Source organism: Mucilaginibacter lacusdianchii (assembly GCF_009770985.1).
In the GTDB taxonomy this organism is placed as follows: Bacteria; Bacteroidota; Bacteroidia; order Sphingobacteriales; family Sphingobacteriaceae; genus Mucilaginibacter; species Mucilaginibacter lacusdianchii.
Genome location: NZ_WSRW01000002.1, coordinates 565,049 through 577,876, shown reverse-complemented (window position 1 = coordinate 577,876; position 12,828 = coordinate 565,049). Strand labels below are relative to the sequence as shown.

11 protein-coding genes and 1 other RNA gene are annotated in these 12,828 nt (G+C 41.3%); 5 read left to right on the top strand and 7 right to left on the bottom strand.

All coding sequences use genetic code 11. The features are described 5' to 3' along the window. Positions 1 to 83 precede the first annotated feature (83 nt). Entirely contained in the window at positions 84 to 1,550 is a 1,467-nt protein-coding gene (locus tag GPM24_RS09650; protein ID WP_158826552.1) for a HEPN domain-containing protein, read from the top strand. A 137-nt stretch (positions 1,551 to 1,687) separates the two neighbouring features. Here GPM24_RS09650 and GPM24_RS09645 read toward each other — a convergent pair whose 3' ends face one another. The 6 genes from GPM24_RS09645 to GPM24_RS09620 all read right to left on the bottom strand — a co-directional run bounded on the left by GPM24_RS09645 (position 1,688) and on the right by GPM24_RS09620 (position 6,293). Then, positions 1,688 to 1,864, bottom strand: coding sequence for a hypothetical protein (locus GPM24_RS09645; protein ID WP_158826551.1), 177 nt, complete (start codon positions 1,862 to 1,864; stop codon positions 1,688 to 1,690). Positions 1,865 to 1,976: 112 nt separating this feature from the next. Then, the gene (locus tag GPM24_RS09640; protein ID WP_158826550.1) at positions 1,977 to 2,498 is read right to left on the bottom strand and encodes an ORF6N domain-containing protein; all 522 of its coding nucleotides are present in this window, start codon (positions 2,496 to 2,498) and stop codon (positions 1,977 to 1,979) included. A 66-nt stretch (positions 2,499 to 2,564) separates the two neighbouring features. After that, entirely contained in the window at positions 2,565 to 3,782 is a 1,218-nt protein-coding gene (locus tag GPM24_RS09635) for a site-specific integrase (RefSeq protein ID WP_158826549.1), read from the bottom strand. A gap of 246 nt (positions 3,783 to 4,028) precedes the next feature. Next, positions 4,029 to 4,396: a transfer-messenger RNA gene (gene ssrA / locus GPM24_RS09630) on the bottom strand. 187 nt (positions 4,397 to 4,583) lie between these two features. Further along, positions 4,584 to 5,813: a pyridoxal phosphate-dependent aminotransferase gene (locus GPM24_RS09625; protein WP_158826548.1), complete on the bottom strand. Its 1,230-nt coding sequence runs from the start codon at positions 5,811 to 5,813 to the stop codon at positions 4,584 to 4,586. 87 nt (positions 5,814 to 5,900) lie between these two features. Next, positions 5,901 to 6,293: a DUF1573 domain-containing protein gene (locus GPM24_RS09620; RefSeq protein WP_158826547.1), complete on the bottom strand. Its 393-nt coding sequence runs from the start codon at positions 6,291 to 6,293 to the stop codon at positions 5,901 to 5,903. Positions 6,294 to 6,435: 142 nt separating this feature from the next. Here GPM24_RS09620 and GPM24_RS09615 point away from each other — a divergent pair, with 142 nt between their 5' ends. The 4 genes from GPM24_RS09615 to GPM24_RS09600 all read left to right on the top strand — a co-directional run bounded on the left by GPM24_RS09615 (position 6,436) and on the right by GPM24_RS09600 (position 11,160). Beyond that, positions 6,436 to 8,865: an alpha-ketoacid dehydrogenase subunit alpha/beta gene (locus tag GPM24_RS09615; protein ID WP_158826546.1), complete on the top strand. Its 2,430-nt coding sequence runs from the start codon at positions 6,436 to 6,438 to the stop codon at positions 8,863 to 8,865. 102 nt (positions 8,866 to 8,967) lie between these two features. After that, positions 8,968 to 9,471, top strand: a complete 504-nt coding sequence (locus tag GPM24_RS09610) for a hypothetical protein (protein WP_158826545.1) — start codon at positions 8,968 to 8,970, stop codon at positions 9,469 to 9,471. Between the two features lie 32 nt (positions 9,472 to 9,503). Continuing rightward, positions 9,504 to 10,085, top strand: coding sequence for a nitroreductase family protein (locus tag GPM24_RS09605; RefSeq protein ID WP_158826544.1), 582 nt, complete (start codon positions 9,504 to 9,506; stop codon positions 10,083 to 10,085). A 259-nt stretch (positions 10,086 to 10,344) separates the two neighbouring features. Beyond that, a complete protein-coding gene (locus GPM24_RS09600) occupies positions 10,345 to 11,160 on the top strand; it encodes a murein L,D-transpeptidase catalytic domain family protein (RefSeq protein ID WP_158826543.1) in 816 nt (271 codons plus the stop codon). A 70-nt stretch (positions 11,161 to 11,230) separates the two neighbouring features. Here the strand turns inward: GPM24_RS09600 and GPM24_RS09595 are convergent, their stop codons facing one another. Beyond that, the gene (locus GPM24_RS09595; protein WP_158826542.1) at positions 11,231 to 12,754 is read right to left on the bottom strand and encodes a L,D-transpeptidase scaffold domain-containing protein; all 1,524 of its coding nucleotides are present in this window, start codon (positions 12,752 to 12,754) and stop codon (positions 11,231 to 11,233) included. Positions 12,755 to 12,828: the final 74 nt, after the last annotated feature.

Below are 12,828 nucleotides of genomic sequence, written 5' to 3'. Positions count from 1 at the left end.
ACTCCGATAGAAAGCCTCAGAATAGGTTAGAAATCTTTTCATGTGGTCATTTGTCTTGTTAGCAACAATGCGGCAATAAGAACATGAGCATGTATTTAGGCACCATAACACCTTGGGAACAGTATCCCAAACACTTGCGCTTCAGTGAGATCGTAAATCCCTTAAAGGTCATCACCGACTTCTTCAGTTCAGGCTGGCCGAATGACCACCGTCAGGATTTAAAGGAATGGCGGTATTACGTATTAAATGATAAGTTCTACAAAGACCGACATGGCCCCGGCCACGTGTTATTTATCTATGATCAAACAGTGCAATTAATTGAAGCCTTGCACTTGTTATTACTTAAGAATAGTGACAGGTGGCCGAAATTGCCGGATGTTACCGAAGAGCAGATAGAAGAGGAAAAGAAGGATTGGATCTATTTCCCAAAAAATCTTTCTGCAAAGGAGATCGCCAATCCATACAAGGCAATCAAAAAGTGTTTTAAAAAGATCAGCCCACAAGAGTATCGTGATTATTTGAAAGAATGGTTGCACGCTGCATTATATAACAGTGCTGCTGACGAAACTATGATGGCGGGCGAGATCATTGATGTATATGATAATATCCGCAAGCTTTATTCAGCAGCCTGGCTTATTCACCAGCGAGAAACGGATGATACGATCACACATAAGTCTTGGGGTAAAAGCAAGTTTGATAAAGATTCAGTACCTACAGCCATTGCCAAAGAGCTATTACCCTTAAAAGACCTAAACCCTGAATTGACAAAAGCTGAAAAACTTGGCATCGAGGAAGTGAAGAATCTTATCGTAGGGCGTGTGCCATCGGTATCGATGATGTACCTCATCGGTACACATCCTGATCTCTTTACTTATTATCTCCTTGTACTAATTGATGACAAGGAAAAAACGCCCGAACACGAGATTGCCAATAAAATAGAAGATAACTGTCAATACTTAGCATCGGTTTTTGCCATCGTTCACAAGCTATCTAGTGCCAAAGAGGCGTTAATGAAGGATCGACGCTTTTGGCATAATACCCTTTACAAAAGCATCAATATTTACCAAGCGCCAGAGGTCGAACTTACTGGTGCACGCGCCATAGAGAACGCTATTTGGCTTGAGCGAGCACAGCATAATTGGAACAGATGGGGTAATCAGGGTAACGACTTTATTAAAGGCGCGGAAAGATATATTGAGGATGCAAATTACAATTTAGCTCTCTTTTGTTTACATCAGGCAGCGGAGAGCAGCCTCATTGGAATTATAACGGCAGTTCTTGGCTACCGTACTAACGGACATAGCCTTGCGAGAAAAATTAAGATCACCTTACTTTTCACAGATGAAATTAAAAATGTGCTTAAACTTGATACGCTCGAAGGAGTAAGATTATTTACACTACTGCAATCAGGTTATGCCGAAGCAAGGTACAAGAGCGATTTCAGAGCGGATGAAGAGTCTGTGAAAGTATTGAAAGAAATGGTAGGTTTTCTGTTAGAGAAGATTGAGCAGGTATATCAAGAATTCATAAAAGGCAAAACCGCGTCCTAAGTATCGCCAAGTAGCAGTGGCAGGCGGCAAAATGTCTATGTCGCTTCGCTTGCTGCTACACAAGCTAATTTTATTACGTCTAGTCGAACGTTGTCCTTTAACGGAATCCAAACTATGGCCGATTATAATTTTCCGCTTTATGAATTAGAAGAAGGAATGGGGTAATGAGCTAACTCATAGTTTTTTACCAGTAAACTTAATGCCTCAAGTTCAGCATATCCTGCTGAGCCTTCATCATTATCAGCCTGCATAAGCTCATATACGCGAGCCATAGCAGCACTATATTGTTGCTCAGTTTTTATTACCTCTGACATAATATCCTCAAATATAATAAAACGGTTCTTTTCCTGAGATCTATTAGCTCGATATATCTCTATTAAGGGGTCGCAATTTGCGACCCCTTAATAGTATCACAAATGTGATACCTTATTTTTTAAAATTAAATCCTATAGGCTCACGTGGCTCATTTTTTTGCTGTATTAATTGCTTTAACGCCTGAAATATTGCTGCAATATTGTCATCATGCTGAACGACTAATTTTTCAAGTTGTTCGAATTTAAGTAACATGTCTTTTTGGGAAATCAGCATTTCTCTAAATTTCACAAAGACTTCAATAATTTTTATGCTCATTTCAATTGCACGCTGACTTTTAATCACGTTTGCTAACATTAAAATGCCATGTTCACTGAAGGCAAAGGGTAAGCTTCCACCCAAATGTTTCCGTGATGGTATCGCATTTTGCGATACCATAGCATCAACTTCTTCCTCAGTCAGTTGAAACATAAAGTGCTGAGGAAATCTCTCGATATTTCGCTTGACCTGTTCCCGTAAGCGCTTGGGTATCGTTCCATATAAATCTGCTAAATCCCTGTCTAACATTACCTTAATTCCTCTAACGAGGTATATTCTTTCTGCAATATCATCATTGCTTATATTCAGTGCTTTCATTTTTTTTTCTTATTTAAGACTTGATGTTACAAAGTTGAAATCAAGTTTTTAACAATGTGATTTACCTTAACTTGATTGTAGCTTTTTTCTTAACGCCCCCATATCTTCAGCAACTTTCAAATCCAGAATTCGTGCGTAGTGCTGAGTGGTTTTGATGTTAGAGTGCCCAAGCATCTTAGAAACGCTTTCTATGGGTACACCATTTAACAGGGTGACGGTGGTTGCAAATGTATGCCTGGCGATATGAAAGGTCAGGTCTTTATCGATACCGCACAGATCTGCTATTTCCTTTAAATAGGCATTCATTTTCTGATTGCTTAGTATTGGCAAAAGCCGGTCTTCGTTTTCGCATTGTGGATGATCCCGATATTTATCAATGACAGATAGTGCATAAGGTAGTAAAGGAATGCGGGACGGCGTGTCAGTTTTCTGACGGCTAGTAAAAATCCACTGCTCCCCGTCGAAGCCACGAACAATTTCTGAACGCTTTAACTTTTGTACGTCCACATAGGCCAGTCCTGTATAGCAGCTGAACAAAAAAATGTCCCTGACCTGATCCAGCCTAGTGCTTAGAAACTTTTTAGAGGCCATTAGGTCAAGCTCTTCCTTAGAAAGAAAGGGGCGGTCGACTTTTTTGATCCGTATCTTGTAATTTAAAAAGGGATTGATAGTTATCCAGCCATTAGCAAGGCAGATACGGACGATCTTTCCAAAGTTTTTGATGTACTTAAAAGCCGAGTTGTTGTTACACTTTCTTATAGATCGTAGGTAAAACTCAAATTCAGTAATGAAATGGTGATCTATCTGTTTAACACGGATGTCCTTCTTACTGTACTTCCACTGCATAAAGTCAATGGTATGTTTCAAGGTTGTTTCATAACGAGTGGCAGTTGCGGGAGCAAACTCACGGTTCACAAGGGCCATCACTTTTCGGTTATGCTCTTGAAACACTTCCACTAACATCATCGGCTTTTCGATTTTACCTAGATACCGGTTTTTGATTTTCTCAGCCGTGATTTCTTCATCGTAATCCTTGAGATAGCGGGCCGTATCATTAATTTTCATCTCAAGTCTGCTCAGCGTTGAATTAACTTCCTCGATCTCAGGCGTCCTTCCTTTGGCTCGTCCTTCACTTGGATCCCATAATTTGGGCTCAATTCTTTCACCGGTTGCAAGTTCAACACGTTGTCCGTCCACGGTAATCCTCATGTAAACCGGAACTTTCTGCTCTTTGGCATTTGCTCTCTTTTTCAGATAAAAGAGAATAGCGACATTTTTAGTCATAAAAAAGCTGTTAAAAGTTAAACAAAAGTAACTTCGCAGCATAATTCAAACAAGATGTTCACTCGCTGAACATGTTGATAATCAATTAGTTTAATACCTTCTGGTGAGCAACTTAGTGTAAAATGACCTGCTCACCAGAATAGTCACCAAAATGGCCGTTCAACGGCGAGCAAATCAAACCAAAATGCAACAAAAAACCCCTCAAACATAGCGTTTGAAGGGTTTTAGTGGTTTTTGATACCTACTTGGTGGAGCCGGAGGGATTCGAACCCTCGTCCAAACATGGTATAAGGTAAGCTTTCTACATGCTTAGCTCTGTTCAGTTGTCGGGAAGGGGAAGGTCAGTGGCTCACCTGTACCGTCTTCCGTAGGTGCTTTATCTCGTTCGCTTATCACACCTTAAGCAAACCAGTTTCATCTGTCGATGCCCCGTATGCCGATCCGATGAAACGGAAAACCGGCGGGACAAAAGCTATGCTAATTCTAAATTAGGCAGCTAAGGCGTAGTTATTTTCGCCATTTGTAAGTTTGAGCGTTCAGATTTAAGCGCTAATTCACCCAACGCGCTGCATGCTTACTTACTTATCTCCATCCTGTCAATTCCGGTCGACCCCATTTGTTGTCTTTTCTTAACTTGACAAAACTTAAAAAGTAATGTGATTACAAATATACAAACTTTGGGCCATACTTGTAATTTTCAATTTTTATCTGACAGTTTGCCTGTACCGATAACGTATATACTGAAAAGGGGGTGGCCATACATTATGGCAGCCCCCTTACAAATACTATAAATCTAGCCGATTAGCTTTGTAAGCTAGCAATAGTGGTTTTGCTTTCTGTTTTTCCAGGGTACACTTTTAAAGCTTCCTGTAAACAAGTCATCGCACTTTTTAAATCGGTTTGATTTAATACATAGGCCATGCGTACTTCATTTTGGCCAGCGCCCGGTGTGCTATAAAAGCCTGTAGCCGGTGCCATCATTACCGTTTGATTTTCGTAGCTAAAACTTTCCAGCATCCACTGGCAAAACTTGTCGGCGTTATCAATTGGTAAACGGGCCACTACATAAAAAGCGCCGCCCGGATTAGGGCAAAATACGCCATCCATTTGGTTAAGGGCATTCACCAAAACATCGCGGCGGTGAGTATATTCTACGTTAACTGTTTCAAAATAAGCATCAGGTGTATCAACGGCGGCTTCGCCAGCAATCTGCTCTATCATACCCGGACTTAAACGTGCTTGTGCAAATTTCAATGCAGCTACCAGTACTTCTTTGTTTTTGGTAATTAAACAGCCCAAACGTGCACCGCAGGCACTGTAGCGTTTGCTTACCGTATCCATCACAATCACATTTTCTTCCAATCCACTCAGATGCATAGGCGATGTAAACTCTCGGCCATCATAGCAAAACTCACGATAAGCCTCATCAGCAAACAGGTATAAGTCGTACTTTAATACCAGCTCTTTTAAAGCTTCCATCTCGGTTTTAGAATACAGGTAACCAGTTGGGTTGTTAGGATTGCAGATGATGATAGCTTTGGTTTTATCTGTAATCAGCTTCTCAAAGTCACTAATAGCAGGCAATGCAAAGCCATTTTCTATAAAAGATAAAATTGGTTTTACTACTACATCGCTTTGGCAGGCAAAGCCGTTGTAATTGGCATAAAACGGCTCCGGAATAATTACTTCATCGCCAGGATTAAGGCAAGTACTCATGGCAATAGTTATTGCTTCCGATCCCCCAGTGGTTACTATAATGTTTTCGGGCGCTATGTTATAATTTAGCTTGTTATAATACTCGGTCAGTTTTTTGCGGTATGATGATGTACCTTCCGATGCAGTATAGGCCCAAACTTTAAAATCGATGTTTTTAACGGCGTTCAGCATGCCTTCCGGTGTTTCGATATCCGGCTGACCAATATTCAAGTGATAAACCTTTTTACCTTCTTGTTTGGCTTTTTCGGCAAACGGCGTAAGTTTCCGTATAGGCGACGCTGGCATGTGTTGCCCTTTTTGAGAGATTTTTGGCATGCAGCAAAGTTATAAAGATAATATCCTATTATAAAAACAAAAAAGGCGCATAAAATGCGCCTTTTCCATATGTAAATTATCTTTTACTTATCGTGTAGGTTGGGTAATTACTTCGCCTACAATATAAAGTGTTTTGTTAGGGGTTTTGGTGTTTGATGTTACTACAATAGCTTTTGAAAATGCACCGGGTGCAGCAGCACTGTAAGTAATTTTGATAGAGCCTTTGTCTCCTTTTTTAACAGGTGTTTTGGTAAAGTCGGCAATAGTACAACCGCAAGTTGGTCTAACATCAGTCAGAATCAACGGCTCCTGGCCAACGTTGGTAAATTCAAACACAGTGGTTACCGGTTTGCCTTGTGCAATTTTTCCAAAGTCATGTTTTTCTTCAGAAAACTTAAATTCAGCTTTTTGGCTGTCTTGTGCTGATGCAGTAAAAGCAAATCCAAGAATTACTGCACATAATATAAGTAACTTTTTCATATTAGTTGTTTGATAGACACAAATATAATTTAATGGTTTAAAATACCTAATAATATTCGTGTCATTATACGTGTGCTGTAAATAGGATGTTACTGTAAAACAAAATAGAATTTTTTATTTTTACGGCCTAAACAAATAATGTATGCCAGAAAGCACATTACCGGCCAGCGGAGATTTTACTTCAAGTGAGCTGAGTTTTGATGATTTCCGTAAAATCGTCATTAATGATTACCGTATCGGTTACGAGAGCAGGCAGGCTGCCCTAATAGGGAGGCGAGAGGTACTTACGGGTAAGGCCAAGTTTGGCATTTTTGGCGACGGTAAAGAGGTGGCTCAGATAGCTATGGCTAAAGCTTTTCGCAAAGGCGACTGGCGCGCCGGTTACTATCGCGATCAAACTTTTATGTTTGCTACGGGCATGAGTACTATTAAGGAGTTCTTTGCCCAGTTGTATGCACACCCGGATATTGAAAAAGATCCAGCCTCGGCTGGCCGCCAAATGAATTGTCACTACGCTACGAGGTTTGCGAATGCCGATGGTACCTGGGTAAACCAGGCCGAAACCATGAATTGCTCGTCAGATATATCAACCACCAGCGGTGCTATGCCGCGCTTACTAGGTTTAGCCTATGCTTCAAAGCTGTATCGCGAAAATAAGGAACTGGATTACTTAACACAGTTTTCGGTTAATGGTAACGAGGTTGCTTTTGGTACAATAGGTAACGGAGCTACCTCAGAAGGGTTATTCCTGGAAACTTTTAATGCCGCTGGTGTATTACAAGTACCAATGGCTATTTCCATTTGGGATGACGCTTATGCCATATCGGTACCAGCCAAGCTGCAAACCACTAAAGAAGATATTTCTGAAGCACTAAGCGGATTTCAGCGTGAGGCCGGAACCAACGGTTACGAGATTTTTAAAGTAAGGGGTTGGGATTATGTAGCCTTGTGTGAAACCTATACACATGCCATCAACCTATGCCGTAACGAGCATGTACCAGTGCTGATTCACGTTACGGAGATGACGCAGCCGCAGGGCCATTCTACATCAGGTTCGCACGAGCGGTATAAACCGGCTGAGCGATTGGCTTGGGAAGCAGAGCATGACTGCTTGCTGCAAATGCGCAATTGGATGATAGCATCAGCCATCATTACCGAGCAGGAACTGGAAGAACTGGAAGAAACCGCTAAAAAATATGTACGCAATTGTCAGCGCGAAGCCTGGAACGAGCTTTCGGCCGAGATAAAGGCAGAAGTAAGTGAGGCGGCCGCTTTAATTGAGCAACTGGCCGAGCAATCTGCAATTGCCGAAGTGAAGAAAATAGCGCCATCTTTGCGTGCCTGTATTGATCCGGGAAGACGCGATATTGTTAATTCAGCGCGTAAAGCGTTGCGTTTAACGGCCAAAGAGGATTTTGATGAAAGAAAAGTTCTGCTGGAATGGTTAAACCGAGAGAATGAGCTGAACGCAGAGCGTTACAATTCAAAGTTGTTTACCGACACGCCGCTGTCGCCGTTAAAGGTGCCTGTTGTGCCGGCGCAATACGCTTCGGATGTGAAAATGCTGGATGGTCGTGAAATATTAAATGCCTGCTTTGACGCCAACTTTGCGCGCGACAAGAGCATTGTAGCTTTCGGCGAAGATGTTGGTGCTATTGGTGACGTTAACCAGGGTTTTGCAGGCCTACAAGCCAAGTACGGCGACTTGCGTATAACCGACACCGGAATTCGCGAATCAACCATCATCGGGCAGGGTATGGGCTTATCTATGCGAGGCTTGCGACCTATTGCCGAGATACAATATTTAGATTACTGGATTTATGCCATCACCGTATTAAGCGATGACATTGCCAGCCTTAGCTATCGCACGCGTGGTGGCCAAAAAGCGCCTTTAATCGTTCGTACCCGCGGTCACCGTTTGGAGGGTATTTGGCACTCTGGTTCACCCATGGGGGCCTTGTTAAATGCCTTGCGTGGTTTTCACATTTGCGTGCCGCGTGATATGACCCAGGCTGCCGGTATGTACAATACTTTATTAAGAGGCGACGAGCCAGCCATGGTGATAGAAAGCCTGAACGGTTATCGTCTGAAAGAAAAATTACCCGAAAACATCGGCGAATTCACTGTGCCTTTAGGCAAAGCCGAGCTGTTAACAGAAGGTACCGACATTACGGTGATATCCTACGGCTCAACATTGCGTATCGTATTAGAAGCCGCTGAAGAGTTAAAAGCTATGGATATCAACATTGAAGTAGTAGATCCGCAGACGCTTTATCCATTTGATTTGGACGAGGCTTGCGTAAAATCACTTCAAAAAACCAACAAGTTGCTGGTGGTAGATGAAGACGTTCCTGGTGGTGGGTCCGCCTATATTTTGCAGCAGGTGCTTGAAAAGCAGGGCGGATACAATTACCTGGATGCAGCGCCTAGAACGCTTTGCGCCAAAGAACACCGACCGCCGTATGGTTCAGATGGTGATTACTTTAGCAAGCCGTCCGTAGATGATGTAATAGAAGCGGTTTATGCGATGATGAATGATAGCAATCCGGCTAAGTATCCGGCTATATTTTAAGTTAAGCACAGCAAACAAAAATGCTCCATACTATATATAGTATGGAGTATTTTTGTTTTAGATAGGGTAACAATACGTTAACTATTATCTCTAAAGTATGATATGAAATTGTTCCCATACGAGCGTGTAGAGCTAAAAACAGAGCTGACACATGACTTGATAATAGAAAGATTTTATTCGTATGTTCATCGGCCTGTACCACCTGGTAACCCATTCAAACGAAAGCACATAGAACGCTCTGGGTATGAAGGGGTGCGGTTTAATAATTTATTAACTGTTAATCCCATTATTAACTACCGGAATTCGTTTGCACCCGAAGGAAGCATTGAAATTAAAAACGTAACTGATAGCGGCAATGTAATTATAGTTGTTAAATTAAATGCGTTTGCAACAGCTTTTTGCCTCATGTTTACGGCCATTTTCGTATTTGCATTTATTGGTATTGCTGTTAGTGAAGTAAGTGAGCACCAGTTCTCTGGCTTTGTGTTTATTCCGGTGCTGCTGTTTTTGTTTATGTATGGCATGATGATTTTGTCTTTCAACGCTGAAAAAAGCCAACTGATGGCATTCATGAAACGGTTAGTTTCAGATGATTTGATAGATTAATGTTTTACTTTTGCGCCATACAAAACGTAAATATGGATAATCAAACTTTTTCAGCTATAGCCGAAGTCATTAAAACGCGCCGCACTATTAAGCCGGGCACAATGAACGGTCAGAAAATACCTAATGCACAAGTAGCCGCCCTGCTGGAACTGGCCGATTGGGCGCCAACACATGCCTATACCGAGCCTTGGCGCTTCGTGGTTTACGAAAACCCAGAGCAGTTTTGCCATCAGCATGCTGAGTTGTATAAGCAGCAAGCTACCGAAGATACTTTTAACCCTGCTACATATAACAACCTGATGAATATGGGCAACAAAGCATCGCACGTAGTTATAGCTGTTATGCACCGCGGCGAGTTGTCTAAGCTGCCTGTTTTTGAAGAAATTTCTGCAGCAGCCTGCGCCATACAAAATATCTTATTAGGTGCAGCTTCCTTGAACATTGGCAGCTTCTGGAGCACTGGTGGTGCTGCTTTGAAACCTGTAATGAAAGAGTTTTTAGGTTTAGGTGCAGATGATCAGGTAATGGGTGTTCTGTACCTGGGTTATACCGACGAACATCCAGCCGGGCAACGTAAGGTGCCATTGGAAGAAAAGGTTAAATGGGTACAATAACCCTTAATTTTTACTAAAAACCCTTTGCTTTAAGTTGTTGTATAATACAAATCATAGTGTTATATTTACTTATAGCAAGGGGTTTTGATATTTATGCTTTGTTTGTATCTATTAACTAGCGGTTAAATAGATGATACTTTAATGACGATAGTAAGGCAATTTGTAGTTATATTTGTATTACAATCACAAAGCAATTATAACCTTTAACTTAAACCTGTTTCCCTTAGCTTATTTATTTTTAAACTAATCAACGGAGAACATGAGAAAACAATTTGGGTGGATTTCAAGCATCATCTTAGGTATCTCGATCATCGCTATTAGCTGGCGTACTGCAAATGCAGATAAAAACACGTTTGTATCTAATGCTAAAACAACAGTTACCGCAAAAAAATTAACCGCTGTAAACGCTTTTAGCGGGTATGTTAACGATATTTATCAATCTGCTAACCTGATTGCATCAGGTTTGGATTTTAATGTTTTTGAAAAGGCTGTTACCGGTTATTATAATTTAAAACAAAACCACAGGTTAAGTGATAACAGCTCGGTAATAACTATAGTGGATTTCAATAAATCAAGCCGTACCAAACGTATGTGGATAGTTGATTTATTGAAAAAACAATTAGTGCTGAATACTTGGGTAGCCCACGGACAAGGTAGTGGTGATGAGATGGCAACTCAGTTTTCAAACAATGAAAACTCGCATCAAAGCAGTTTAGGCTTTTATGTAACTGATGGTATTTACTACGGTAAACATGGCCGTTCATTAAAATTAGACGGTATGGATGCTGGCTTTAACAGCAATGCCCGTGCTCGTGCCGTGGTATTACACGCTGCCGATTATGTGTGTCAAAACACTATCAATCAACTAGGCCGTTTAGGCCGCAGCTATGGTTGCCCTGCTGTATCGCCAGAAGTATGTGGTCAGATTATTGACATGATTAAAGGTAAAAATATGCTGTTCATTAATGCCAACAGCAATACTTATACTTCTAAATACTTAGATAACACTTTTATGAACAGCTTTGCGGCTGCTGATACTAACAGCACTCAGCAAGTGTTAAGAGCTGCTTTATAAGTCATAATAACTATATAAAATAAAAGGCCCGGTAAATTTACCGGGCCTTTTATTTTATATAGTTAACCGCTTAAGCAGTCAGGTATTTGTTCATGTGGGCGAATAATACAATGTCCAAGCCGTAAACGTCTGGCCTAAATTGCAGGGTTCCAGAATCGTCCAGCCAGCAGGTTACGTAAGTAATATATACCGGCATTTTGGGTGATAACGATAAGTCTGTTGGCTCAGTTTCTTTCGCTTCGATAGCGTTTTTAGCGGTTTCAAACTTTTGGCCGTTGCCAAATAACACTTGGGCTAAATCAATCGGCCGCTCAACACGTACACAACCATGGCTAACAGCACGCATCGTTTTGTTGAATGCCAGTTTGGCTGGGGTGTCGTGCAAGTAAACAGCGCTTTTATTCTTAAACAGGAATTTGATTTTACCTAAGGCGTTGTTATCACCAGGCTGTTGTTTGAAAGAATAACCTTCTCCAGCAGATGCCCAGTCAATGGTTTCCGGGTCTTCTACTTTTTTGCCGTCTTTATAAACGTCGATATTTTCGTTCGATAGATAGTAAGGGTCGGCTGCCGCATGTTTTACAATCTCTTTGCTGGCAATACTTTCAGGTATATTCCAAACGGGGTTTACTTGCGCCGAATAAATCATACTGTTCAACTGCGGTGTTTCGCGTGAGAATGGTCTGTCTACTTTGTCGCTTTCGTCGTATTCTACCAAATTGTCTGCCCGGTCCATGTTGCGGCCTTGGCCTACGCACACTTTCATGTTTATAACAGATTTTCCATCTTTTACAACATTCAGTGTGTAGTCCGGAATGTTTACGATTACATACTGGTTTTGCGTTGGCTTATTTTTCCAGCGTAAGCGTTCCAAATTTACTTTCAGTATGCGGTCAGATTCCTCAGCTGATTTACCGGGCACTTGTACACGGGTTTTTAGCGCTTTTTGTAAGGCTACGTATTGCTTGTCTTTAGGCTGTATGCTGTCCAAAAAGGTTTTTAATTTCGAAATACCAAATACCCGTTTCATCGATATGCTGTCAGGTCGTTTAGTTTCGGTGTAATAGCGCGCATAAATTTTACGCGGACTAATCAATCCATACTGTAAAGCATTAGAGTAGTTAATTAACGAATTAGCCAGCATCACTTCCAGTTCGGCCATGTTTTGATACGCTTCATCTGCGTTTTTAATAGCGTTTTTGCTATAAAATTTGTTCACCAAGTCGGTTACCTGTTGTGCTTGAAAAACACGCGGATCAATACCATGGTCGTCTGCATGCTGCAGATAGTTAGCCAGTGATTTTAAGTCTTCACCTTCCATGTGGTCTAATAGCAGAACCGGATCATAACCATTCTGCTCATAAAAACTGGTAATCAATTGCGGGTTGGCAAGCTTAGATTTTTTTTCGGCCAGTACCTTTTGAAAGATAGGGGTAAAACCCTCGGGCGTAACTTTATTGAAAGCCTTGTTTTTGTTAACCTTGTAAATGGTTTGGGCCATGTCCGAACGCTTGGTTCGTTTACAGCTCTCGATGGTTATAGTAAAGAAGGCGCAAAGGGCCAGCAGAAACAGCGGCCACTTTGCTTTAGACATTTTTATAGTATCAAGTATCATATGTAGATGAATTTTATACTCCTGATAAGCAATAGCTATACCAATACTTAAAA

What these genes read in the sequence shown, in the direction of transcription:
- GPM24_RS09595 (WP_158826542.1), bottom strand. Translation starts at nt 12,754, where the DNA reads ATGTCTAAAGCAAAGTGGCCGCTGTTTCTGCTGGCCCTTTGCGCCTTC.
- GPM24_RS09615 (WP_158826546.1), top strand. Translation starts at nt 6,436, where the DNA reads ATGCCAGAAAGCACATTACCGGCCAGCGGAGATTTTACTTCAAGTGAG.
- GPM24_RS09645 (WP_158826551.1), bottom strand. Translation starts at nt 1,864, where the DNA reads ATGTCAGAGGTAATAAAAACTGAGCAACAATATAGTGCTGCTATGGCT.
- GPM24_RS09625 (WP_158826548.1), bottom strand. Translation starts at nt 5,813, where the DNA reads ATGCCAAAAATCTCTCAAAAAGGGCAACACATGCCAGCGTCGCCTATA.
- GPM24_RS09635 (WP_158826549.1), bottom strand. Translation starts at nt 3,782, where the DNA reads ATGACTAAAAATGTCGCTATTCTCTTTTATCTGAAAAAGAGAGCAAAT.
- GPM24_RS09650 (WP_158826552.1), top strand. Translation starts at nt 84, where the DNA reads ATGAGCATGTATTTAGGCACCATAACACCTTGGGAACAGTATCCCAAA.
- GPM24_RS09620 (WP_158826547.1), bottom strand. Translation starts at nt 6,293, where the DNA reads ATGAAAAAGTTACTTATATTATGTGCAGTAATTCTTGGATTTGCTTTT.
- GPM24_RS09610 (WP_158826545.1), top strand. Translation starts at nt 8,968, where the DNA reads ATGAAATTGTTCCCATACGAGCGTGTAGAGCTAAAAACAGAGCTGACA.
- GPM24_RS09600 (WP_158826543.1), top strand. Translation starts at nt 10,345, where the DNA reads ATGAGAAAACAATTTGGGTGGATTTCAAGCATCATCTTAGGTATCTCG.
- GPM24_RS09605 (WP_158826544.1), top strand. Translation starts at nt 9,504, where the DNA reads ATGGATAATCAAACTTTTTCAGCTATAGCCGAAGTCATTAAAACGCGC.
- GPM24_RS09640 (WP_158826550.1), bottom strand. Translation starts at nt 2,498, where the DNA reads ATGAAAGCACTGAATATAAGCAATGATGATATTGCAGAAAGAATATAC.